This window comes from Luteimonas sp. RIT-PG2_3 (genome assembly GCF_054902115.1).
Genome location: NZ_JBUBPF010000008.1, coordinates 12,890 through 37,730 on the forward strand (window position 1 = coordinate 12,890; position 24,841 = coordinate 37,730).

Genomic DNA, 24,841 nt, shown 5'->3' on the forward strand with positions numbered 1-24,841 from the left:
GCAGATCGCCGTCGCCGCTCAGCCTCTGCTTCTGGATTCTCCCGGTCCGTGCTTCACCTGCGACCGGGCATCACGCAGCGCTCTCCATCTCTGGTACTGGTCCGGGTCCACGGGCGTGCTGTCTTCGATGCCCATCAGCCAGAACTTGAACCATTGCACGTTGCGGCGATAGATGTTCAATCGATGCCGGGGCATCCATTTAATGTGGTGTTCGCCGGGAAAGACGTGCATCTCCACGGCTTTGCCGGCATCTTTAAGGGCGCTGAACTCCTGGTTGGAGACCAGGAACTCTTCGTCGCTGACATTGGCCAGCAGGGCCGCGTCGATACGATCCACGTTGAGGTGGTACGAGTTGAGGCGATAGTTCGGGAGCTGGGCCGAGGGTGCGCCGCCCCACCAGTCGCGCATGTGACGGCGCACCTGCGTCGATTCCATGTCGTACCAGGACTCCGGGGTGACCACTCCGCTCACCGAGGCAGCCGTGATCCGGTGTGAGTTGATCAACGCGTAGTGCACCTGCATCGCGCCGTTGCTCAAGCCGGTCATGCCGATGCGAGCAGGATCGATCAGTCCTTCCCGGTCCAACTGGTCCAGGATGCGCTCAAGCGCAGAGAAGGCAGAGATGCGTCCGCGCAGATGATCGAAATCCGACACCTCATCGCGATGCTCGATTTCCTTCAGCATGTCGACCGGAATCGACATGCTCAATACCATCATTCCCTCCGCCGCAAAGACATGCCCTGGATACTCATCACCGGTGTCGCCGCGAAGGAAGCCGGATGCGTTGTAGGGCAGGACCACAAGCGGATAGCGCCGTCCTGGCGTATACCCGGCAGGAAGCGTCAGCCATCCGAAAACATCGTTTGCATACTGGTCTGTCCACGTCAGCTTCCTGTGACGGGTCAAGCTCATCCCGGCGAACGAAGGATTGGGGTCCAGGACCGTCTCGCGCGTTCCATCGGCAAGTGACAGGGCCACGATCTTCCTCGGAGTATCCCGGGTCTCGTGCAGGCAATACAGCCGGCTTGCACGAACCTGGCAATCGTCCATGACGTCGTCTCCGGCCCACACGCTGCGGACGACGTCCTGTTCGGGATTCCAGGCCATAAGCTCGCGCGTGCCTGCGCCGACGTTGCGGCGGATGAAAAAGACTTCTTCCGCGCCCGCGCTCCACCAGGGGCCAGAGAAAGACAAGCTCGCACAGGCGTCATGCCGGCATTCGCGGGTGCGACCCGCGATGGATGCCTGCAACCTACTGCCGGAGACCAGGCCTTTTCCCATGTCCTGGAACCATGCGCCGCGTTTCTCGCTGCCTGCCGCACGCGCCATGCTTGCGCGGTCGGTAGGGGTGCGGGCGAGCGTATCGAACTCGTCGCGTTCGGCAGGCAGCGCCTCTCTTTCGGTCCCGGATGCCAACCCGTAAACCCTGATCGGAGGACGGCAGGCGCGCTCGATCGACACCGTGTCCGTCCAGCCCTCGCCGCACCAGTGACGGGTCGGCCAACGCTCCGAGAACGGCCTGAAGCGGTCGTCGAAAAGATAGCCGCGCTCACCCTCCTGCTGCAGGGCCTGGCGGGTCGCTTCGATCGGCTCTGATACCGAGTACAGCAAGCGAGTGCCGTCCACGGACAGCCGCAGATCCATGACATCCCGGTCGCCGGACGTGATCTGGTGTGGCTGGCTGCCGTCGAGGGGCTGTTCCCAGACATGGACGCGCCCGTCCAGACGCTTGAGATGGAAGAACCGGCTCGAGTCGGCGGCCCATACGGCCGATGCCGGCGGCCTGTTGCCGTTGGTGATGTACATCTTCTCCGGATTCAACAGAAGCTCGCCGCCATCGGCCAGCTCGGTCGATGGATGATTTCCCGTCGTTGAGACCACGTACCACATCAGGCGATAGGTGTTGCCCTGCAGGTCAGGCGTCTGCAACTGGTAAGCGATCCTGGTGCCGTCAGGGGAGACGCTGATCCTGCCCTGGTGGTGCCCACCGATATCGCGCAACTGCACGAGATCCTGAGGGGTGACGTGACGGACCTCGGTCCGTGCTCCTGCGTTTGGGCTTGCGCTGGCCAGCAAGAGGCCACCTGCGATGGCCGCGAGACATCCGTTGCGGATGGCAGGTCTTGTCCTGGCGACGGTGCTGTGCCCCGGTGTGATCTGTGACATGGCTCAGAACCCCTTGACCAGCTGGACATAGGAAAAGCGCTGGCGGATGTCGGCGATGCTGGGGTCGTAGCCGTTGTTGATGACGTCGGAAAACGGGGCTTCGCGATCGAACAGGTTAGCGATGCCGATGCGGATGGTGGCACCCTGCGCCCAGCGCGAATTGCCTGCCCACAGTGCATCCAGGTCCAGTGATCCCTGCAGATCGAAAATGACCTGCGACGGCACCTCCAGCCCGTTGGCGATGTTGTAGTTGGTATCGGCGTACCCCGAACCGTAGCGGCCGATCAGCGAGGCGCCGAACGGGCCGCTCACCCATTCCAGGCCCGTGACGACGCGCCAGCGCGGAATGGTGCCGCGATAGTCGGCGATTCCCACCCGCTCTGTAAGCGGGGCGTCCGGAAAGTCTGCGGCCCGGTAGTTCCTGATCCATGTGGCCGCGAGGGAAGGGCGCAACTGGCCGGACCCGACATCCATCGAAAAGGACATTTCCAGATCGACGCCACTGGTATCGAGAGCGCCGAAGTTGATGGCCGAAAAGTTGACGCTTGTCAGTCGCCCGGGAAGCCCGGCCGCGATGTCCGCTGCGGTGGGCGCCTCGCGGATGACGCGATCCGGGAAGAGGGATTCGTTCCTCAGGATCATGTCGAGGTTCAACTGGTTGGTCCGCAGGTCTTGGCGGATACGCCAGTAATTGGCCGCAATCCGCAGCTTGCCTGCCACGTCCGGGACATAGACGAAACCCGCGGAAAATGCATCCGATTCTTCCGGCTGCAGGTCCGGGTTGCCGCCATAGGTCGCGATGATGGACGTGGTTTCGTTGCCGCGCCGGATATCGTTGGTGACAGTCGACAGCGACAGCGGCATGCTGTTCAGATCCCACAGCGTGGGGGCGCGGAAGCTGTCGCCGTAGGTTGCGCGCAGCAGCAGGGACTTGCTGACGTTCCATTCGACGCCGAATTTTGCGTTGAACGTTCCACCGAAATCGCTGTAATGGTCATAGCGACCTGCGGCGGTCAGTGCCAGGCGGGTACTGGTTCCGTCAACCGACGAATCGCCTGCAATCAACGGAAACCGGAGTTCTGCAAAGCCGGCGGACACCTCGCGACTGGCGCCACCGGGCAGGTAGTCGATGCCCATGCCGGGAAAGGTTCCGGTGATCTCCTCGCTGCGCCATTCGGATCCCCAGGCCGATTGCACGGCACCGGTGGGCAGCGAGAACAGGTCGCCACGCATGAACCCGCTGACGCCTGCATAGTCGGCCGACGCGATGAACCGCTGCCTGTCCGGTGCCTCAAGCAAGGCTCGCGCAATCTCCGGGCTGTTGGCGCGCTCGCCGAACAGGTTCAATGCGGTGGCGGGGTCGGTCAGCGCGAGCAGGGCATCGACCTTCGCGGAGTCCACGCCGTTGGTGGCGCTGTTCTGCCACCCATCATCCTTGCTGCCGGCGGCCGAGACTTCCCAGTCCCAGGCATCGCCGAAGCCGCCTTTCAGGCCGGCGACAAGCCGCAAGGATTCGGAGCCGGTCTTCTGGGCGCGCGGACCGACTTCATCGAACCGATAGTTCACCCGCACCGGCGCATCGAACGGATTGAACGGATTGGTCGCCGGTACCAGCCGGTTGGTGACCACGGACGCCATCAGCTGGTTCTCCGATCGCCAGTGGCTGTAGGTCGCTTCTGCAAAGCCCTGCAAGCGTTCGCTGATATCGACTTCGCCGAAGGCGCTCACGCCATAGCGTTCGGTGGCCGTGACGGTGGATTCGAAGCGCCTGCGCGAATCCAGATTCTGCTGGGCGGCCGTCGCAAGAAAATCGGCGGGCGTCAGCCCGATGCCGGAGGTGCCGGCGGGGACTGCAGCACAGGGCGCGGGCAGCCCCGGCAGGTTGCTGCCATCGGCCGAGCACACCGTTCCGGGATTCGAGGCATTCACGCGTCGGTCCGGGCCACCGAAGGGGCGATAGTCGGCATCCGCTGTCAGGGCCCGATCCGCACCCAGCAATGTGCCGCGATCGAAGTAGTCGAAGATCAGCGTGCCGCGTACCCGGCCGCGTTCGATGCCGACGGTGCCGGCAATGCGCTTTTCTTCCGCGCCATCCGCGGCCGCGCCGTACCGCACTTCGAGGGACGGCCGTTCAACCCCTTGCTTGAGGATCACGTTGACCACGCCTGCGATGGCGTCGGCACCGTAGATCGCGGACGCGGAATCAGGCAACACTTCGATCCGCTCGACCGCCGTCAGCGGGATGGTGTTGAGGTCCACGACCCCTCGCGAACCGAACAGTCCCGAGGTGATCGCGCGTCGGCCGTTGATCAGCACGAGCGTGTTGCCATGCCCGAGTCCACGCAACTGTACGGCCGATCCACCCTCGCCGCCGACGCTCGAGGTGGAGAAGGGCTGTTGGGGGAGATAACGGAAGATGTCTGCGACGTCGGTGACGCCAGACCGTTGCAGCCGCTCGTTGTCGAAGGTGATGACAGGGGAGGGGCCTTCCACGTCGAGTCGGGCCAGGCGCGAGCCTGTGACGGAAACCCTGGCAATCTCCGAGACCGCTTCATCATCGACTGCGGTCTGCGGCGCGGGTCGGGCGGGGCGCGTGGTGGCAGGGGGATTCGTCTGCGCCTTCACGACGACCATGGCTCCCGAGGGATCCTTGCGCAACACCCAGCCGGTCCCTTCCAGCAATGTTGCCAGTGCTGCCTCAGAGCTCAGTTCACCGGATACCCCACGTGTACGGACGCCCTTCATCTGGTCGGCGCGATACAGGATCTGCCCGCCGACCTGCTGTCTGAGCGCGTCGAGTGCGCCGGCCAGATCGCCCCCGGGAACGCTGACCTGTCTTGTGCGCGCATCCTGCGCCCAGGCGGCCAGTGATATCGAACATGCCAATGCGCATGCGATCCCCTTGAACAACGTCGACTTGCTTGCCATGGATTTCCCCGGATAAGGGCGGGCCGATTGCCCGCGTCCTTGTTGGAGACGACGACGGATCGTGTCTACCCCCATCGCGATGGCAATCATTGCCGCTGATAAAGATCGATCCGATTGGCGTGTTTGACGGCTTGCAGCGGGAACATCTGTTCGAGCAAGCGCACGAATCCCTCGCTGTTGTCGGCGCGGAACCCACCATCGATCCGCAGATCGGCCAATGACGGATCCTTGATCTGGAGCTGCAGGGTGTTGAAGCGATTGAATTCCGCGATGGCTTCGTTCAGCGGAGTGGATCGGAACAGCAGTTCGCCATTCCGCCAACCCAGCAGTTGACGCGCCTGTTCGACCGAACGCGATTCGACACGGACAACGCCGTGCGTGACCGTGGCAACAGCGCCTGCCTGAAGCACGGCGCTCGGCATTCTTGTAGCGCTTGTCCCCGTATCTAGGCGCACGGTTCCCTCGGTCACCACCACACGGACAACGCCTGCTTCCCCGCGCACTGCGAAACGCGTGCCCAGCGCGGTGACGCTTGCATCGCCGACGCGGACGCTGAAGGGGCGTCGCGCATCCTTGGCCACCTCGAAGTAGGCTTCCCCCTGCTGCAGGGTGATGTCGCGTGTCCGCCGCGAGAACGAGACATCCAGACGCGTCTCGGCACTCAGATCAGCCCGCGAACCGTCGGCCAGCGGGAAGTCGCCGGTTTGACCGCGCACGGTCGCCACATGGATGGGATCGCTGGCGTTGTGATACTGCATCCAGACCACGCCGGCCAACACCGCACAGAGGCAGGCTGCGGCGAGTCCGGCCGGGATCAGGCCGACGCCGCGCCGACGATATGCGGCTCGCGGCCTGAAGCGCAACTGGGACAGGGCATCGCCCTTGAACGCCGCGTTCTCCATGTTCCCCTGCGCCTCGGCCGCCTCCTGATGCCGAGCGAGAGGCGTGGGCTCGGGCCAGAGCAGCGCCGCACGACGCCATTCGCCCTTGGCCGGGACTTCACCCGGTGACAGGCCTGCGGCAACGGCCTTCAACCGGTCGCCTCGCTGCCACACCATCTCGAGCCTCAGGAATGCGACCTGATGCGCGGTGGCCGCATCCAGCCAGACATCCAGCGCCGACTGGTCGTCGCTGGTCCATGCCTGGCCCCCGTCGCTGCGCCTCGCCAACCATGCGGCGGCCTCGTTCTCGATCCGGCGGTGATCCTGCCGGTGCTGTGGTGTCTGACTATCCATGAGGATGCTCCCTCTCCCTGTCAGCCTTCGGCTGCTCCGGTGCCGCCACATCGGCTGACGGCCGGTTCAAGTAGTGGTGCGCCAGGTAGCGAAGACCCTTGGAGATCTGTTTTTCGATGGTCTTGACGCTGACGCCCTGCCGCCGCGCCACCTCGGCATAGCTCAGGTCCTCCACCTTGTGCAGCCAGACCGCCGCGCGGCAACGGTCCGGCAACTTGTCCATTGCCCCCATCAGCTGGCGCAATTCCTGCCAGATGCTGGCGTGTTCCTGCGGCTCGGGTTCTTCCATAGAGACGTTCAAGGCCTCCATGTCCCCCATCATCTCGATCGAGACCACGCGTGCATGGCGCACCCTGTCGATCATCAGGTTGCGGGCGGTTGCGTAAAGGAATGCCCGGGGCTGGGCGGGACGTGAGAAGCGTGCGGCCTCGTAGACGCGCACATAGGTGTCCTGGCGCAGGTCATGGATTTCCGAACGGTGCGGCCACGAGCGCAGCAGGAAGCGCGTCAACGCATCCTCGTGCACCAGGATCTCGTGCGCAAACCATTGGTTCAATGACGTGTTCATTCCTCGCACTTTAGCGGCATATATGCGGAAATCAGGCATGAAAACACGCCATATCGAGATCGACGGCGAGGATGGGGGTAGGCGACAGCGATGTCCGTCCTAGTCGGCTCGCGAGTGGATTTCCGCGGGCAACACGGTTCCGTTTGTGGCTCGTGGTTAAGGTGCGGAACGGCGAGTCCGACCGGCCCGGACAACACGCGTTGGCGGAGCAGGTGAGTGGTCCCCGGCGTGGCAAGCGGAAAGCGGCCCCAACCTCATGGCCTGCCACGACATCACCTAACTGGACGGTGATCTGCGACGGTCGCTTCGTCGCACGCCGGACCAAAACTGAATGCAGTCCTCGCGCTCAGTGTTTATCCAACATCGTTCCGACGTGCCTCCGACGAAAAGGTGCTGATGCTCCCCGCCAATCCCGGGAAGCGCCCGGAAACGGACACGAACGATGATGCATTCAGGAGCTGCTGCGGGCGGCCGTCGCCGTGGCGACTTCATGCTGGACCTTGACATGTTCGCGCGCGGGGTGCTGATTGCGACCCTCGGCATGGTGCTGGTCACGGAACTGCTCAATACCGGCATCGAGGCAGTCGTGGATCGCGTGGGTTCTGATTTGCAAGCGCTCAGCTAGAAGGCGAAAGATGCAGGATCCGCGGCCGTGACGGTCAGCCTCGGCGTCCACGTGGCGACGTGGGCGCTGGTGCTGTGAGGGGCCCCATGGCGGACAGCCGCATCCTGGCGGTTGTCGCTCCGACGATGTAACCTCGATCGCATTCTGTTTATCGGGGGATTCAGAATGGGGAGATTGCTCTACGTGCTGTTTTTGTTTCCGCTCACAGCATCCGCGCAGACGGTTTACAAATGCGTCGGTGCTCGTGGCGCGACGGTCTATCAGGATGAGCCATGCCCGCAGGGTGCGCGTGCCGACAAGGCGTGGGATGGCGCTGCTCATCAAACGACGCCGGAGCAGCAGCGCGCAAACGATGCGCGCATTCGCCTGACTGAGCAGCAGCTCGCCGCGCGGCGCGCACGGCAGACTGCGTCGGGCAGCTACCACAGTTCCTCGGCTCCCACGGCCTCAGACTCCAGGCATCATCGGTGCGAGGCTGCAAAGCGGAATCGGGACGCTCAGCTTGAACGCATTGGGTTGCGCCGGACGTATGACATCTTGCAGCGCCTTGACGCAGCCGTGTACGAAGCCTGCAAGTGAGCCGTGGTGTAGGGGCAGCCCAGTAGTCCAGCAGGGTGGCCGGGGCATGTCCAAGTCTCAATCGTTGACCCGGAAGGCTTGCCGAACTTGGACCCGAGCCACAACCGGGCTAGCCATGCCTACCAACACAATTTCGCAGTCTTGGTAATTTGATATCGCGTTGCGTGAAGAATACCCAATATTTTGTTGGGCTTTGGTTCCATATTGACCGATCCACTGTTGCGTAAGGCCGGTACGGCCCAGCGTTGCGCCAAGGATTGGGAGACAGTGCAACAATTGTTCCTCCCTTACAGAAGCGGACGGCCTTCAGGTGTTGCGCCAACACCAGCAGAATGGATGGATCTTGAGTTCTGTTCGCTAGGCGAAACTTGGGCGCAAGTTACCTGAATGCAGTAGCTTGTAGAGTGGTCGCGAGAACACTTTCGACCACGGTGCGCTCAGCTCCTTGCAATCGACCAACTTCCTCGACCAACGCCGCATAAATCGGCTTTAGAAGCTGAACATCTTCTTCTTCAAGCTCAGCTAGCTGTCGCTCATTCTTATCCCACTGCGAGTCAAGATCAATAACAACAGCAACGCGTCGAATTGAGCGAGGGAGCTGGAGAGCCATGTCTCCACCTAAGCACGAGAGAAAAACTCGCGCACCTCCCGAGATCTCCCCGGTTGCTGCGTCAAACGAATCGTCAAGTAAAGGTGAAGCATAGGCTTCGATGGGTGATAGATCTGCGTCTAGAACCACTATGGTGTCCAGATCGTGCATGACATCCATAAGAGCTTTCCTGACCGGGGCGCTTGAAGTTAGGCCCATTGGTATCTCCAGAATGCCGCTTAGGGAACTATCGATCCGTCCCAGAACGCGAACCAACTGTCGCGCTTCGTGACCGCGCAACACCAGACAGCCTTTCGCTTTTGCCGTCACTTGCGCCAGAACAACCAGCGCGATGGCTTGTCGACGATTGACACCAAGTGCTACTAGCCGGGAGATCCCCGCGTCCTTGCTAAGAGCGCCCTGCATCTGCCTTATCACCAAGTCATGACTGTTTCCTTCTTTACCGCCCGAGCTCGTAGAACGATCCTTTGAAGCCGACGTGAGTACGCGAAAGATCTCCGCCTGCGCGAGCGAAGCTACACCGTCTTCGATCGCACGTGAGAAAGCCTTTCCCACAGAAGAATCTATCTCTCCAGACCTCTTCTTAATGCGTCGCTCAAGCTCCTTGCTCTCCCGTCGGAGTTCGTCATTCCTGTTCCGCAGCACCTCCAATTCCGCATTCAGCCCGGCTCGCTCCTTCAGCTTTTCAGCGACATGCTGTTCAACAATACCGTCTACGCGCCGGCGAACATCCTCTCTGGACGAGATCAAAGGAAGAATATCTTCGAGTGATTGAGAGTCCAAGATCACTCGATCTAAAGCGTCTGCGACCCTGGCTGCTCGCAAGCTAGCTTCGCCGACTTGTTGGTTGCGAATTAGAGCGGATAGATCTCGAACCTGGGACTTAGTAATCGTTACTTTCTTCTCTTCCGCGATATTCTTTACGAGTTTCTTGAATGCGGTCTCAAGTGGTGACAAATCCAGTTGTGACGCGGGAACCTCAGGCATTCCCATCGATACTTGCCTTCCCTCGAATACCCAAACCTCCAGGGATCCCCACGACTGCCACGGCTGTTCAAAGGCATCGTCTCGCTTCGGATCACACGATTTTGGTGGGGCGATGGCTACGCCGTCTGAAAGAGCGAACAGCGGATACCTCGGGGAAACGGACTTCTTCGAAGACATCAACTCTTTGATATAGCTTCTTACTTCGTCAGGTTCCGAACTTGGAAAAGGAACGTTGACAACCTCGATCAAAAAACTCGGTTCATCAACGTAATGGAACCGAGTCTTCCCAACCGTCACGTCTCTTTCCTCGACTTCCCATCGCACAATATCGCCACGATGCGGCAGATGGCGTCCAGAAGTTCGATGGGACATTACATCGCCACTTTCAGGAAAAAGACGGATGCGCTCTTCTGCTGTAATTAGTGAAATGTTCCCTTCTGCTACCAGCGCTAAAGGGCGAACGAACACCGCTTTATCCGTTTCATTGGAGCAAACCCCAATGATGTCGAACTGAGAGATGTCTGCCTGCTCTTTCAATGGCTTCGGCGCCATGACACGAAGCCCTGAGGACACCGTGGATACGCTGCCGGGCCGATGGCGTGCTTGACTCAGAGCCTTCTGAAGAAGTTTGTGCTCATGGGAGTTTTGAGCAAGTGATTCTGAAAGTAAAACAGCCCTGGCCATGTCTCCGCTGCGGGCGCTCATTAGCGCGTCCACCAACGTTTGGATGCCGTCTGTGTAAGGAGCGAGGGCTTCATCGATAGCTTGCTCATCCCCAACGATCACGGCTGACAAGAGTGTAGCCAAGTGATCTTCTGCTTCGGAGTCAGCCACGACGGATTCGGCCCGATGTCCATCACCTTCGTCGAAGAATTCGGAAACCTGCTCCTCGACAGAGGAGGGGTCATCTAATGGTTCGTGACCAACTGCGTCACCAATTCGGCTCTTCAAGAACATGATGAGGGCAGGGGATGGATCATCGTCGAACAAGTGCACTAACGCGGATCGCGCGAGTTGCTTCCCTCGCTCTTCTGGAATTGGCTCGTCCATCTGTTCGTAGAGAGAAAACTCGGACAGCACATCCTCAACAGATGCCGGCTCAGCCATCGTGATGTTGCTATGGAACCAAGCACGGACGATGTCATCGGTTGACCTGGGAAGTCGATCGCAAAGCGATCGTATCCGCTCAACTCTTCCATAAGGAAGATTCTGCACTCTCGCCTGCTTTAAGAGGAGTTGTCTCTTGGATTCAGTGAAGAATCGCTTTAGTTCTCCCTCATGTGTTCCTTTGGCAAGAAGGAAGAAGAATCTATCTGAGTTCAGATCACGGTACGCCACGAATCACCTCCGTAGACAAGATAGATAGTAGTTTTGGCAGGAGAGCACGCGCATCATGATGATATGCCCATCGGATCAACTGCTCCTTGCTCCTAACCTGTCTAAGTTGGTTCACCGCAAGAGAGCCAACAATAAGTGAAACAGTCACTTCGATCGACGAGTACCATGGTGCGTCGAAGCCTGCGCCATCTGCTTCAACAGACTTGAGAACCTCACCAAACGAGCCCGCATTAAGAGCATCAAGGTGTCCTCCAACAACATACTCGTTCCCATCGGGTAGTGGCCGCAATGCCGCGCCATTCACTCGAAGGTTTCGCCATAGTCGATGCGATGGAACCTTGACTTGCACGTCGAGGGATCTTGCTATCAGCTGGCTCGCGCTCGAATCGAATGTCTGGACAGATTCTTCTCCGACTTGGAGTAGGACGCCCATAGGATAGGAAAGGTCGCATGACGAGAACCGGAGTCGACGCATGGATCCTTGAGTGGTGCCGATTAAAGCCTCCTTGGCACTTCCATCGAAACGGAAGATGAAGAAACCATGAGGAGTCGGTTCTCCGAGAACAACTTGCGCAGTGTCCAGAAGGCATTGCGGCGCCCCGTTCGACGAACGAACTAGGATCTCTGAAACCGAGATGTCAAAGACTGGTACACCATCTGGATCAATGCGATTTGGGGTGGGCCAAACAAACTCTACCTTCTCGCTTCGTTGAATGACCCGCCGCTGCAAGTACGAGGCCAGCTCACCCATCACATCGGTAGAACCTTCCTTGAGGACAGGCAGACGGATTCGGTACGCGAACCAAGCCCTATCAGAGCGTCTCTTTTCTACGTGAAGGTGTTCAAGAATCGGATCGCGGAGTGGGATTTGGCTCACAAGCCAATAGCACTCGCCTAGCTCGAGTGGTTCGCTTGGCGCAAGTAGGATGCCTCCTTCGATCGTGGCGCGGAAGAAATTTCCGGTGAATTTGAACTGAGACAGTGCTTCTTTGATGAGCGAATCTAGCAAGGGCTCGGTTGGTAACGTTTCGAACTCGGCAGGCGGCACCTGAAGGCGAAGGCCTGCAAACATCGGCCGAGCGAGGTCTGCTCCTCGGAACTGACTTGAGGCACGTGAAACGATTCTTATGCGTGAATCGAAGCCACCCGGTCTGGACGGCAGCCGTAAGTACAGACTGGTAGGAAAGGGTTGATCACTCCTCCACAGTAGCGCTGGGTTTCCAAATGCACTTCCCTGATGACGAATGGAGCGTATATCAACAGTGGGCTCGCTCGGTGCTCCTCCTGCTCCCGGCTGGTACAACTCACAGGCTCTGCTTGAATTTCCACCATAGTGCGCGAAGTGCGGCTCTCGAACAGAGCCGCGCCGCAGAAACACACGTTGTTTGCATACCGCGCAGCTAAGCTCTAGCCACGAGTAGACGCCGGGCGCATCTGCCCGGACGTCATGGCCTCGATGATTAATCGCCCATCTCATTGACGGACAGGCCCCGGTCGAGACTCGCGACTGGTCGCATATGGATGGATGCAAGTAGATCGGCCACCTTCCAGTCCTGGTAGCTTCTATCGCGGCCCGCTCTCGGTACTATCCAGCGCTCTCGGGCAATGAGAGATATCTCCGCGACTGTCGGCAAGTTGCCGTACAAAGCCCGCTTGCTATCGCCACACAAGTACGCTTCAGCGTTGCTTGCAAGCTTGGCAATAAAAACCTCGCGGGAGAAGCCGTGGCGCGCAAGTGAGGTATCCATGCCAAGGCGCTCCAATGCACGCCTGATGACACGAATTCGCCAGTTGGGTCCGGATCCAAAATTGAAGCCATCGGCGTAATCATCCCCAATGTAGTCGAGATAGTACCTCAGTTCATCGAAGATTTTTCCGGAGAAATGGAAGTGCCCCCACCCAGAAGTGAAGCCAATCGGCTCAAAGATTTTGCATCCCGAAAGTTGTAGTCGGTTGTAGATTGAGGAGCGACCAAGGGCTGACGTGGTCGTGACAGCCACAAGTTTTGCTCGCTTCTTTTGACCAGAGATCAGCCCAGTTGAGTTGTTATAGCGATGATTGAACGCATCGGCGACATCCCGCGTTCTGATCAGGGACGCAACAAGCTTTCCACCAAGTAGCTGACTGTATGGGGGCAACGCACCGAGTACATATGCATCCATCAGATTTACCAGCGACTCCGCTCGCTGATGATGGTCCCAACCAATGTGTGCATCGCGCGCAGCTTGATTGAAAACAGCATCTCCAAGCGCAATGATGCCCATCAATTTACCGTGCGCGCGGTCCCACACAAGGAAGCGCATGCGGCGACCGTAACCTTCTGAAACGGGTATTTGCCAGTAGAGCGAAGCTATGCGAAACAGATCCGATTGCCAGGTTCGTTTGTGAACGAGTTCCAGCTCTGGAGTGATCGCAGCAGGGTCAATGTCCTTTCCGTCTGCAAACCATTTGATCAAGTTGGCCTGATTGCGAGCCAACCACCGGCTGTTTGCCTCGAGCTTTTCGGCTCGCTGCGAACGATGGAAGTGTCGATATGACTCCTTATCCAGACTGGGTGGCTGAAGAGAGCCGTCCGGGCTCCGCTGAAATCCAAGGTCACGCAGATGCTTGCGCACCAATCTCTTTAGGCGTGCCTCGCGCGCAGATATTTCGATAATCTTAGCTTTGCTCATGACAACTCAGCGAATGCATTTGGCAAGTCACGAGAAAGCTCATAGGGAGTGAACGTGAGGCGGAGAGTTCCGCCTTCACTGACGCGAGCTTCGCAGGCGCGCAAAGATGGACAAGCTGACAAGATGAACCGCTTTCCTTGATGTTCCACTCGCACTTTTGCCTCAGTATCGACCACCTCCCAGCCGGCTAGTTTGATCAATTCGATCAGCGGCATCAACGCCTCTCTTTCCTGGTCAGGCGCCATCTCCTCAGGGACTTCCCCTCTCAAAATGTAGCGCGAGAAGTCCAGACCAAGATTGCGATCCAGATCGGAATGGTGAAAGCGGTTGCCGTAGTGCCGCAAGCAGTTCTCGCAAGATGCTGAGCAAGTGCAGTCCTTCATCAGGCGAACAGCTTCGTCAAAGACGGTGGCGAAGGACTTGCGTGCCTCGAGCGCATAACCAGCTCCACCAGATAGCGTGTCGTACACGAAAATGTCTGCGAACTCAGACTTTCCATCGCTACCGAATCGAAATCCTGCACTCATTTCTCTTGAGTCGACATCAAGGACCCGTGCAATAGATAGTGTCAGTGCGTCACAGAGGGTCTGAAGTGCGTCCTCCAGTGGCTTTCGCTTTCGACGGTCAGCTGCCCCAAATCGCAAGGGGCTGTTCAACGCAACGCGCAACAGAAGAATGTCTGACGGGAAGTCATAGCCAAGGAAAACCCGCCGGAACTCACCGTCACACTTTCCAGGCGGCTGTCCTTTGAAGACTTTTATGTAGTAGTCCCTCGTATGCGATACCTCTGGCTCACCTTCAAGAAGAACCTTGCCACATTTCACACACACTCTAAATCCATCCGCGGCTGATGATGGATCCCCCTCGTTGACCACGACCAGGTTCTGCGTGCGTGTAGCCGCTAGCCCGCCATATCTTCCAAATACTGAGGTTTCAAGTCGACGATCCGAGTCCGGCATTGGCAACTGAGCCTGAGTGACACGACTGAACACTTGCTCATCGTCAAATTCATCAATCTCCCTTTTCCCACTCGGATACACAATCTCCGGGCGAATAACGGAAACGCTGCGCAGGGACTCTGAGCCGCACTGGGGGCACAGCATCTTGCCGTCATCAGATGCTACGAAGCCAGCTGTAAAGGTGCATTCCGTACAGTGCTTATAGATTCTGACTTGCTCAAACAAGGGCTCAGCGCGATTAGGCTCAGTATCTGGTCCAGAAGCAGCGACTGTTCCGATGCGGTACGTCTTCTTGTTCAGCACCACAAGTCGCCCCGGAGCGTACTCTGACAAAGCTACATTCATGCCTTGCTGCGCTTGTTCGCACACCTTGAAGTTTGAGCCTCCGGTCGACTCTTGAACTTGTAGAGAACACAAGTCTCTCGGAAACGCATACGAGGGAAGGAGGCCATGGCCAAAAAGAAATTCAATGAAACTCAGCTCAAGGCCTTCCTTAGTCGACGGCGCAATATTCCTGAGCACTTCGACAAAGTGGCGGGCGACATAGTTCGCATCCATACCGACAGGAAGCCACTGCTGCGCCCGTGCTATCGAGTCTTTTCCAGCTTTGGCATCAAGAAGCCATCGCGTAAATGCAACAAAGCTTGAGGGCATATCCGAGGTGAAGAATTCCCACGTGTCACCCAATGCCGTGAATATGTCAGATGTTTTCTTACCACCGGCCAATGGACGAAAGAAATCTTGGAGCAACTGCGCATAAACGTGACGCGCAGCTATGCGCTCGTTCGTAGTGTCCAATACGGGCTTCGGAGGGTCGCCAGCAAGCATCCTGTCTGGGTTGGAAAAATAATAGGCATCATGGGCGCCAGATTGCGCATAAGTGACAACTGTTGATACCGCTGAGCCTCGACGACCCGCACGGCCTGCTCGTTGCTGATAGTTTTGTCGCATTGGAGGGACATTGCGCATTGCAACCGCAATCAATGAGCCAATATCAATGCCTACTTCCATGGTCGTCGTGCAGCTTAGAACATCTACAGCTCGCTCGCCTGGGCGCAATATGTCGCGAAACTGTCGCTCGAAAACTTCTGTGGTGGGCGCGGGACTATCAGCGTCTTTGTACGACAGTTGCGCGCTGTGCTCTTGCACGTCGATGCTCATCGGCCTCTCGTTAGCTGCGATGGCCGAAGCCACTGGGTCGCGCCAGAACCCCTTGCGAGCGCGCAGATAACTAGTCTTAGCTGGATCAACGAGCGAGGCGCCCAACTGGGTACAGTTTGGGCAATGCCCAAGTAGCAGCACAGGCCACACTGTGTGGCATTTCTCGCATTGCACCCACTTGTCATTCAATGCCGTCTTGAGGACCAAGCGGCTGGGGTTCAAGTAGAGTGAACCGTCCGGCTTCTGTTGACAGAGTGCTCCCGCAAACACACCCGCGATAGCCTTTACGTCAAAGCCGTTAGCCGTAAGCAATGCCTGCTGAAGTTTAGACAGTCCATCGATTGCTTCAGCCGGGTCGTTTGGATAGCGCGAAGCCTTCCTACGAACTCCTTCAGGCAGATCCATGTCGAATGCATATCGAGACAGCAATCTCTGGATCCAAACAACCGCGATCGAATCAATCTGCTCCTGCGGGTGATGGGGCAAGAGCTTCCTGATGGAAGCCAGAGCGGTCTTGCTTGGAATTGCGTAGCCAAGAGTGAGAGCACTGATTGAATAGTATGGAGTTCCAAGCTGCTTAAGTAGCAGTGCTGAAAAGCTCGGGGGAGGTTTTGGAAGTTCATCTAGCGCTGACGCCAAGTCTCCGCCATGGATCTGCTCAAAGTCCCTTATGTGGCCTTCGAGCTTTGATTGATCACCACCATCGAAGAACCTCAGATTGTGATCAACCAAACACTTCAGGAATCCAACGTACAAACGACCGTCCAAGCGCGGGTCCTGGCCTATCGCGATGAGTTCCTGAGCTGCGATGAAAAGGGCTTGACGGAAAACATCGAGCTCAATCTCACGAGGTATATCGCGCGCGAGACGGGCGGCCTTTTGGCGACCATCAGAGAAGATTAGAGTCTTTCGACCGCCATTCGGCGATTGACGGGTGGGCGTCGAAGAAATTGGCTGCGTGGCGACTTGTGCGCGAACGATGTGAGCGAAAGGCGCTTCACCCTTCGTTGCGAGGTCCATAGCAATAGGTGCTTCCTTGCGAACGGGTTGGCGACATGCTGGGCAGCTATCGCTGAGGATATCCCTGCCACGATCTTTGACGGACTTGCTCGGATACAAGAGGGGAAGAAACGCGCCGCTGGATGAACCCTCCGGCTTCGTAGGAACAAGTCTGCCTGTGCGCGCGTGAAGCCATACGACATCCCCCGATACTTCATCTAGATCGCTTGGGGGAATCACATAGAATTGAGCTTCAACAAGCTGCTCATCGCTCCAGGTTCCATTTGAGGCCTTGTGCCAGAGAAAGTCTCCGGCTTGGCGTTGCATGTAGCCTCGGAGATATGCCGCGCCGCACGACCTGTGCGTCAGGAGCTCATAGACGCGAGCGCCGCACTCACATCGCAGTTGTTCGTTGGCATGAAGTCGGCCGAGCATAGATACCTTCTCGCCGGCCTTTGCCGTGCACTCCGAGTTCGTACATGCGTATAGCCCGGCCAAGCCCCTGAAGAAAAGGTGCGATCGAATAGGACAGAAGGGGCGCCCCTTTTTTTCATCTCGCGCAAAAGCCATTAATGCCAGTAGAGACTCAGCAGCATCCTCCTGTCCAACCGCCTCCGGAAAAGCTATCTGCGCCACTGCCGTGAGTGTCGCAGGTGAGTGGCTCAGGAACTCAGCCACTAGCGCAGCAACGGGGAGCTGCTCAAGCAGCTCATATGCGAACTGCTGCATCCGAACCATGGCCGAACGCGGAGCCTCTACATGAATTCCGAGGGAGTTTGCTAGCCGAACCAGATTGGCAAGTGCTTCTTCTGGTTCTATGTGAGCAGTGTGAAGCGACGAATAGTCGAACCCGGCAAAGATCTTCTGCTGAGATGTGCTCGCTTGCGCGCCGCTTCTGCGAAGCTCGGGGACGCTAGTCACAAGATCAAATTGATCAGCAGCCCCGCCAGTCAATCTAGCCGCAAACTCTGTTATATCGTCCCGTGCTTCTTCAGATGAGCCAAGGCTCGCGCTCGTTAGGATGTATCGAATTCTGGTGCGCGGAACTTGTAGGCGCGACTGTAGTCGGCGCAAAAGGTACGCGACCTCGGCACCTCCCGATCCACGATACATATGTGCTTCGTCAAGGACGATAGTCAGATAATTGTCCGGACTTGCGTGAAGCCATTCTGCTGTCTGCTCAAAGATATTAGCTTCCATCGGCCTGAGCATCATGTACTCAAGCATTGAATAATTTGTAACCAAGAGATCCGGACTCGCTTCTTGCATCTCATGACGCGTCAAGAGTTCGACGTCTGAGTGGCCCGTCCTAAGTTCGCTCGCTATGAATGCTTCGAGATCCTTTGCCGGCCATTTCCCTTCCTTCGTGAGACGGGCCCGGTACTCTTCTGTCATCCCGTCGAAGTAGAGCTTATTGATCTCGGCTACAACCCGATCTCTGTTCTTGGCGGGAGTCGCCGTTCCTGGGTATGGCGTCCGACTCGTATACATGCCAAACGTCGCTCGTCTTGCGCTGTTACCTTGGAGTGCTTCACTAACAGTAGCGTCTCCGAACAAACGCCTCAGGCGCGCCAACTGATCGTTGACAAGCGCGTTCATTGGGTAGAGCAGAAGCGCCCTTACTGCAGGCTTCTTCCATGTTCTTTCTGAACGGGACGCTTCCAAGGCCAAACTGGAAAGGATTGGCATAAGGAAACTCTCCGTTTTTCCGGAACCCGTGCCGGTCGCCACAACGAGGTCGCGACCCTTCCCTATGAAGCATTCAATTGCCTTACATTGATGTTCATATGCAATCTTGGGAATTCCGGTTTCCGGCTTGCTCGAAGCCAGTGTCAGAATGGAACTCACTTCTGACGGCACCTCCAGCGCAGAGTAGTTAACACCGGAGGCATACTGCGGCGTTGCCTCTAGCCTTGGCTCCTGATACGTATTTCCAGGCTTGGTGATTATGCGGTCGCGCTCACTGATCAGTGCTTCATCCCAAATGTGGTACTGCGCTCGCAGATACTGGTGGAACGTCCTTAGAAGTGACTCATGGACGGACCTTACAGAATAGGTTTGCGTGATCACTTCGAATTCTCCAGAGCGCAGCCAAGAGCAGAAAGTTGTGCACTCAAAGATGGCGCGAGGCTGGAATCCACGGAGTAGGTAGTGGTGTAGCCTTGACGCGAAACTTGATTGGCCAGCAGAAGCGCGAGGCGATAACCCTCTGTGGGTAGGCGTTCTGATACCTTAAACATCGTTTGAGTCCCTTCCTCATGCACTCTGACGACCACCGGAAGACCAACGAATCTGGCCAGAGCAAACATCACTCGACTTAGCGGCTGCATCACGGGTGCCTCAGTAGCCAAGGCGCCGTTGCGCAGCTCACCGGAGAAGTAGCGGTAGCCCCCAACATGCCGTTGCCGGCACAGGGCTATTCGCTCTGGGGCCAAGATGGCGTAGGGCTGCTTGCTCCAGGAAAAGTGCCGACCGCGACCGCCATTTCCCAAAACCATGAAGTACTCAATATCGTCTGCTTGAAATGCGGCTGCTGCTTGCAACTGGTGGGAAAACACCAGCGCTTTCGCCTGTTTCTCAATAGAGACTCTAGAAAGACCCATCCAGCCAACCAGATCTTGGCGAGGAAACTGGTTTGCGACGTCGTGGCAAACGAACCGTCCAAGCCCGACGTACTGGACATTCCCAAGTTCTGCCGTCTCGGAAGGGACGGCGCCAATGAAGGTGTAGCGTGACTCGACCTCGATCACCCGATAGGGCGTGAGTAGCCAGTAACCCCCAAAGAGCGGTTCGACCTCCCTAAAGAGATGCAGCAGCTTCAAGCCAGGTCGGTAGAGCGAGGGTGCTCCTAAGCGAGCAAATATGCTCCGGATCCGGGAGGTATGGACCGGCCGAGGTTTCAGCGTGTCACTCTCAAGTGAGAACGCCAAGCTATAGATTACCCCTCGCGTGTACTCCAGAAGCGCCGGCCTGTCGCTCTCATCGGGCGACTGAAGCCATGCCTCAGAGACAGGCTGTCGGATGGCCTCCATACTTTGAAATCCCCTAAGCCCCAAAGCTGCGTTCTCTAACACCGCCTCATCCCTCGCCCTCCGGCCAATTGGAGTATACGCAATCTGGTACGGACAGGGCTGGGGCACGGCTTGCCTTTTGCCTAGCGGTCTGTCAATGGGAAATACACGGATTCCTCGGCTCTTTGCTTCGAAGAACTACAATCGCTGGAGTCGAATTGATAGACGAGCCATGTCTTGGCGGAATACCGCCGGCCGAAACTAAGGAGTTGTCGCGATGAGCACCGAAGGGCAGGGGATGTACGAAGCAGACGGACTCAAAGTCCTCGACAACATGGAAGCAGTCAGAGCCAGAGGATTCACTATCTCGTATGACGAGGGCCTGGAAGATCTAGACCGAAAGATCGACGCGTGCTGTGCGCTGCTGCGAGATGACAATGGGCTATGGTTTGTGAGATTGAATGATAAGAATGGGCGCGAGATGCTCGTGTATCGCGATCCTCACCCTTGATCATTGGATTTCCTTACACAAGATGTGGTTACGAGAAAGCTCAAGGCATCGGCCCCGCTGGAGTACTAGTCCCAATGAACTGTCTCCTAACTTTCAGATAATATTTTCTCCATGCTCAGGGCTTTTGCCGACAGCACGTCAAGAATTCGTAACGTGGAGAAGCGGCGTAGGCCAGGTCGGCTATTTTGGCCTACGGGGTGGGAGTGACTCTATTGCCGCCTCCGGCAGCGCGCCTAACTGCGCGAGCTGATCCCTTGAGTCGCGGAATAACTCATAGAACTGCGCCCACTTACTGAAGCCACCAAGTTCGCCAACGGCGCGGATCATCGCAACGTGGGATGCCGTCAGCAGAGCGACCCGAGATTCGAGCTCGGCAATGCGCACGTCGCGATCTGCGAGTGCGCTAGCCGCGGCGGCACCTGAGAGCTTGCCCGTCCTGCCACGCCAACGACGGAACTCGGCTTGCCGTTCCTGATACTGGGCAAGCATGTGGCTGCGTTCGGCGCTCCGGGTGATCGACGACGCCGCATTGATTCGCGGATGGAGCCGTGCAACTGCCCGCGCGGTGATGTCCTCGTCGCGTGAGAGTAAGTCCTCCAGCACTCGGCGCATTTCCCGATCGGAATCGAATGCAGGTTGTTCGAAGCTGTCGTTATCCATCGATGACTCCCGTGCGGTGAGGAAGAGAGAGGTCGGGACCATCGGGAAATGGCTTTTCGCCTTGTTTGGTTGCCAAGAGCGCACGTACGCCAGCAAGCCGGACCTTTGCGTGCTGAATCTGATTGGTGCGCCCGATGCTCTTTGATGACTTGGCCTCAGCGGTCTCGACGGCAGCGACCAGCTTGAGTTCGAGTGTCTGCAGGTGGCGTCGGTTCTCCGGCAAGTTGGTTGCCGAAAGATGGCGGCAGCCGGAAAAGCATTCAAGATGCTTTGGACACGGATCGACTGTGAAGCTGTTCAAGCAATGCCCGTAGGGAGTTGCGTGAAAGCCGTCGGCTTCCACCCTCAGGAACTCGAACGCGGCGGTGTCACCCTCACCGATCTGAATCCGCTTGAATGCATCCACGATTGGACCGCTGGCTTTACCCGCTTGGATCATCTTCGCAACAGTGCTGGCTTTCTCACCGAGCGCCATTTCGACATCATCAGGTAGTTCGAGCTGATCCAGATCTTCGGCTAGGCTGCGATGATCGTACTCGTAGCTCTGAGCTACGCTGCTGCGATTGAAGCGTTTTGAAATGATGGTGTCGGCTACGCCGAGACGGAAAAGCTCGGTATTCTGTAGGTGACGTAGCGTATGGGAGGTGAGCACGAGGTTCTTGTCGCCTTCAGATTCCCCGTACCGTCCGAACAGCGTATCGCGGGACTTCTGCTCGCCAAGGGAAAGACTGACCAGGCTTGTATCGGGCCGGCCAACGGAGACGTATCGAGTGATATCGCAAACTCCGTTGTTTCGCTCCTCAGCTAGGGAACGTTTCGGATGCAGGAAGAGTAGCTCCCAAGAAGCAAAGCTACGGTCGGTAAGACTAAAAAGATCGGTGTCCGGCAACTTGGAAGCGGCCGCAGCACGCAGATAGTTTTCAAGGTCTTCGATTCTCACGAAGACTTGGTTCATGTCCTGCTTGCCCGCTAGCGAGATGGACGTTCCATCAGCGCTTCTTAGTGCCAGTGCACCACCATCCTTACCATCGAACTCGGCCATCCGACGAAAGTACATACGCGCGGTCGCGCTGATGGCGCCTGCAGTCTGAACGCTCATCTTCTCTTGCTCCATCTGGAGCTCGTCGAAGCACTTGGTAGAATATTCTTCCCGACACTTTTGTATCCACCACCGCTTTTTCTGCTCGCTCATGTCTAGCCAGAAAGCGTTTCCGGTGAGGTGCGTGTAGATTTTCGTCAGCGGCACAAGCTCACTCGGCGCAAAGTCTGCTAGAACGCGTCCTGTTTTAGTTTGCTTCCTAAGCGTGTCCCGTAGCGGACTTGTGATCAACGCAGCTCGCGTCAGGGTCTCACTCACAATCTCCTCGAACATCTGAGGCACATAGTGAGTCCTTTCGATGAGCACCTTGCTGTCGGCGTTCCTTGTCTGCTGCTTTTCGGCGAAGTGCCGGATCATGAGCGATTGGGAATATCCACCCAGCTCCCCTGCGAGCCGCTGCTTCGAGTCGTAGTAGTGGCGGCTTGTGCGCCACTCAACAGGTAGGAGCGTGGCCTCTCCGATTCGGAAGCCCGTCAAAATCATGATGCGAATTGCTGCAAAGCGAAGTTCGTCCATGAAGGTCAGGGGCTGCTCAGTCATGACGATCCTGACCAGCTCCCAGAACGCGCGACGTTCGGGTAGGCGCTCTGAGCGCTTGCGCTCTTCCAGATTGTGCCGAATCTCCTCGTGAGAGTTTAGAAACTTTGAACGCCGCGTGGCCCTGGGCTGAAGTCGTACGCTGGCCAGGGCAGGGTAAAGCGGTCCGACGTCGGCCAAGTGGTTGTTATCAAACAACACCTTGGTCAGGCCCGCGATCAAGTCTCCAAGCTTGCCCGATGCCTGAATGCTGTTTCCGGTACGAATCGCACAAACTATGTCGTCAACCGTGACACTCCATGGCTCGCTGTCTACCGCACACGTGGCGATGACCCGCAAGGGTCGCACGACATTGTTGGCGACGTGACCAAAAGAGTTGCGGCGAACAAACAGCTGTTCGATGACCGCTGCTTTGATGAGGTCCTGCCACGCGGGCGACAAAGTGTGACCAGACAGAAGCGGCAGCCCGCTGGAACAGCGGGCAGTATTGAGCGCATCAAGTGCAGACTGTTCCGAACTGAAGTGGCGCAAGAGACACTTGGGAGCGACACCTCCCGCTAGAGCAGTGAGGTCCCAGTGACGCCCTTTGATCGCCGTGCCGCTCTGGTCCAGCGGAATTTCCCAGGCTACCCCACGTGTTGCAGCTAGCTCCTTTCCGAGCCGGATGAAAGCTGAGAAGTGGGGATTCAAGACGGCGAACCTTCCAACTCGGCCACCACCGCCTGAACTTCGGCGATAGTTCGTTCGAGCTGCAGATAGGCTGGCGATACCCCGTTGCCGCGAGATGAGTCATGGAAGAAGCGCGCCACACCTCGAAAGTCGGCTAGTACTTTAGAGTGCACCTGTACGTCGTGAATCGGCATGAACTTCCTGCATCCATAGCAGGACAGGATAGGGTTGTAGGGACACGCAGGCTGCCCGGAGGTGCATCCACCGATCCCCGCAATCGGCGTCCCATGGGGCGCTCCGCCTATCTGCTGAGCTTCTTTCAGTTGCGCGAGCTCTTCAGGATCAATAAATCGGTCATGGGCAATGCGAGCCACGCGCCGATAGATCTCAGAGATTCCCAGTGCCTTGTTCACCCGCTCAGCCTGGTTGGCCGACGTTTCGTAGTACACGAGCGCAGTAGTCTTATCCGAGTGCCCAAGGAACTCGGCTAATTCCTCGTGATTCGCGCCGGCATCAACGAGGCGCTGCGCGGCTGTGTGTCGCAAATTGACCGCAGTCGCACCGATCCGAATAGAATCGCGAAGTGAGGAACTGATGCGACGGCTCGCTTCATTAGCGGATGCGACGCCGAACACTCTAGCGCCCGCATCATCGCCGTTGGACTGAAAGTGCCGATCGATCTCGACGAAGAGTGGGGTCCACTCGCGTTTCACACGCCTGAGCAGCGACTTTGAGGCACTGGAACTCCGCTGCTTTACCATGCGGAATGTGATGTAGACGGACGCAAGCATATCGACGCCTTCCCGACGAATCCTTACATCGCGAAACGTAAGCATTGCAATCTGAATCGGCCTCATTGCGAACTGGTACGCACACAGCAACATCGCTGCATCCTGCACGTCTTCGATAGCCAGCAACGACTTCTTGGCCTGGATGGCCGCCGCATCCAGAAACCGGATTATCGCGGCTTCATCGTCCGCCGATATGAAAGCTTCCCCGGATCGAACGACGGCGTATTTGTCTTTGAAGGGCAGGGGGAGGGTAGATATGACATTGTGATAGGAGTCTGACCAGCTATTGATGCGATGTTGGCAGAGCAGTTTAAGGATCGACTTGGCGCAGACGTAGGCCTCTGTAGGCAAGCATCTAGCGAGAAGGACGGTCCAAACGGAAGCAATTCCTGTAGGTCCAGCGGCCAAAAGTCCAGCAACGTCTTCATGCCTAAGGTGCTTTCCGCCGAGTGTGTACTGTGCGGCGGTCCGTGGCGCGAAGCCCTCTCCAATGATGCGCATGAATACGTGTTTTAGCAGGGTTCCAAAGGCCTCTCCAACTGGGGAGAACTCAATATTGACAAGGCTTCCATTCGCATGGACTGCGAAGCAGTCAGCTATTGAGGGATCTCGAATTGAGCGAAGCGTGTCATCGAAAGCGTCGTAGTACCTGATCACGGGCGGCAAAGGCGGAAGCTGCGCGGCAACTTCACGCAATGGTGACGTTTCGATCTGTGAATGATGATCACGCTGCATA

Annotated in this window: 15 protein-coding genes and 1 pseudogene; 3 read left to right on the forward strand and 13 right to left on the reverse strand. The window is 57.6% G+C overall.

Annotated features, from left to right (window positions below):
• Nucleotides 1-18: 18 nt before the first annotated feature.
• The 4 genes from ACYX7E_RS13140 to ACYX7E_RS13155 form a co-directional block, all read right to left on the reverse strand.
• A complete protein-coding gene (locus tag ACYX7E_RS13140; protein ID WP_462081040.1) occupies nucleotides 19-2,166 on the reverse strand; it encodes an Atxe2 family lasso peptide isopeptidase in 2,148 nt (715 codons plus the stop codon).
• Between the two features lie 3 nt (nucleotides 2,167-2,169).
• The gene (locus tag ACYX7E_RS13145) at nucleotides 2,170-5,094 is read right to left on the reverse strand and encodes a TonB-dependent receptor domain-containing protein (RefSeq protein ID WP_462081041.1); all 2,925 of its coding nucleotides are present in this window, start codon (nucleotides 5,092-5,094) and stop codon (nucleotides 2,170-2,172) included.
• Nucleotides 5,095-5,180: 86 nt separating this feature from the next.
• The gene (locus ACYX7E_RS13150; protein ID WP_462081042.1) at nucleotides 5,181-6,329 is read right to left on the reverse strand and encodes a FecR family protein; all 1,149 of its coding nucleotides are present in this window, start codon (nucleotides 6,327-6,329) and stop codon (nucleotides 5,181-5,183) included.
• A complete protein-coding gene (locus ACYX7E_RS13155; RefSeq protein ID WP_462081043.1) occupies nucleotides 6,322-6,936 on the reverse strand; it encodes an RNA polymerase sigma factor in 615 nt (204 codons plus the stop codon). Before ACYX7E_RS13155 ends, ACYX7E_RS13150 begins: the two co-directional genes overlap by 8 nt.
• Nucleotides 6,937-7,387: 451 nt before the next feature.
• On the opposite strand from ACYX7E_RS13155, the gene ACYX7E_RS13160 reads away from it, so the two are divergent.
• Nucleotides 7,388-7,522, forward strand: a complete 135-nt coding sequence (locus ACYX7E_RS13160) for a diacylglycerol kinase (protein ID WP_462081044.1) — start codon at nucleotides 7,388-7,390, stop codon at nucleotides 7,520-7,522.
• A gap of 183 nt (nucleotides 7,523-7,705) precedes the next feature.
• Nucleotides 7,706-8,101 (forward strand): DUF4124 domain-containing protein, encoded by a 396-nt coding sequence (locus ACYX7E_RS13165; RefSeq protein WP_462081154.1) that lies wholly within the window; start codon nucleotides 7,706-7,708, stop codon nucleotides 8,099-8,101.
• 379 nt (nucleotides 8,102-8,480) lie between these two features.
• On the opposite strand, the gene ACYX7E_RS13170 is transcribed toward ACYX7E_RS13165, so the two are convergent.
• From ACYX7E_RS13170 to ACYX7E_RS13195, 6 genes and pseudogenes are all read right to left on the reverse strand, one after another.
• The gene (locus ACYX7E_RS13170; RefSeq protein ID WP_462081045.1) at nucleotides 8,481-11,036 is read right to left on the reverse strand and encodes a coiled-coil domain-containing protein; all 2,556 of its coding nucleotides are present in this window, start codon (nucleotides 11,034-11,036) and stop codon (nucleotides 8,481-8,483) included.
• Entirely contained in the window at nucleotides 11,023-12,108 is a 1,086-nt protein-coding gene (locus ACYX7E_RS13175) for a hypothetical protein (RefSeq protein ID WP_462081159.1), read from the reverse strand. The genes ACYX7E_RS13170 and ACYX7E_RS13175 overlap by 14 nt, the downstream gene beginning before the upstream one ends.
• 258 nt (nucleotides 12,109-12,366) lie before the next feature.
• Nucleotides 12,367-12,513: pseudogene (locus ACYX7E_RS13180) on the reverse strand (competence protein CoiA family protein); the annotation flags it as partial.
• Nucleotides 12,497-13,708 (reverse strand): Druantia anti-phage system protein DruA, encoded by a 1,212-nt coding sequence (locus ACYX7E_RS13185; RefSeq protein WP_462081046.1) that lies wholly within the window; start codon nucleotides 13,706-13,708, stop codon nucleotides 12,497-12,499. The gene ACYX7E_RS13185 and the pseudogene ACYX7E_RS13180, both read right to left, overlap by 17 nt.
• Nucleotides 13,705-18,897, reverse strand: a complete 5,193-nt coding sequence (locus tag ACYX7E_RS13190; protein ID WP_462081047.1) for a DEAD/DEAH box helicase — start codon at nucleotides 18,895-18,897, stop codon at nucleotides 13,705-13,707. The genes ACYX7E_RS13185 and ACYX7E_RS13190 overlap by 4 nt, the downstream gene beginning before the upstream one ends.
• A complete protein-coding gene (locus ACYX7E_RS13195; protein ID WP_462081048.1) occupies nucleotides 18,894-19,649 on the reverse strand; it encodes a hypothetical protein in 756 nt (251 codons plus the stop codon). The genes ACYX7E_RS13190 and ACYX7E_RS13195 overlap by 4 nt, the downstream gene beginning before the upstream one ends.
• 466 nt (nucleotides 19,650-20,115) lie before the next feature.
• Here ACYX7E_RS13195 and ACYX7E_RS13200 point away from each other — a divergent pair, with 466 nt between their 5' ends.
• Nucleotides 20,116-20,349, forward strand: coding sequence for a hypothetical protein (locus ACYX7E_RS13200; RefSeq protein WP_462081049.1), 234 nt, complete (start codon nucleotides 20,116-20,118; stop codon nucleotides 20,347-20,349).
• 180 nt (nucleotides 20,350-20,529) lie between these two features.
• Here ACYX7E_RS13200 and ACYX7E_RS13205 read toward each other — a convergent pair whose 3' ends face one another.
• From ACYX7E_RS13205 to ACYX7E_RS13215, 3 genes are read right to left on the reverse strand one after another with little or no spacing between them, the layout of a single operon-like run.
• A complete protein-coding gene (locus ACYX7E_RS13205) occupies nucleotides 20,530-21,009 on the reverse strand; it encodes a hypothetical protein (protein ID WP_462081050.1) in 480 nt (159 codons plus the stop codon).
• Nucleotides 21,002-23,335: a hypothetical protein gene (locus ACYX7E_RS13210; protein ID WP_462081051.1), complete on the reverse strand. Its 2,334-nt coding sequence runs from the start codon at nucleotides 23,333-23,335 to the stop codon at nucleotides 21,002-21,004. Before ACYX7E_RS13210 ends, ACYX7E_RS13205 begins: the two co-directional genes overlap by 8 nt.
• A complete protein-coding gene (locus ACYX7E_RS13215; protein WP_462081155.1) occupies nucleotides 23,332-24,840 on the reverse strand; it encodes a site-specific integrase in 1,509 nt (502 codons plus the stop codon). The genes ACYX7E_RS13210 and ACYX7E_RS13215 overlap by 4 nt, the downstream gene beginning before the upstream one ends.
• Nucleotide 24,841 lies beyond the last annotated feature (1 nt).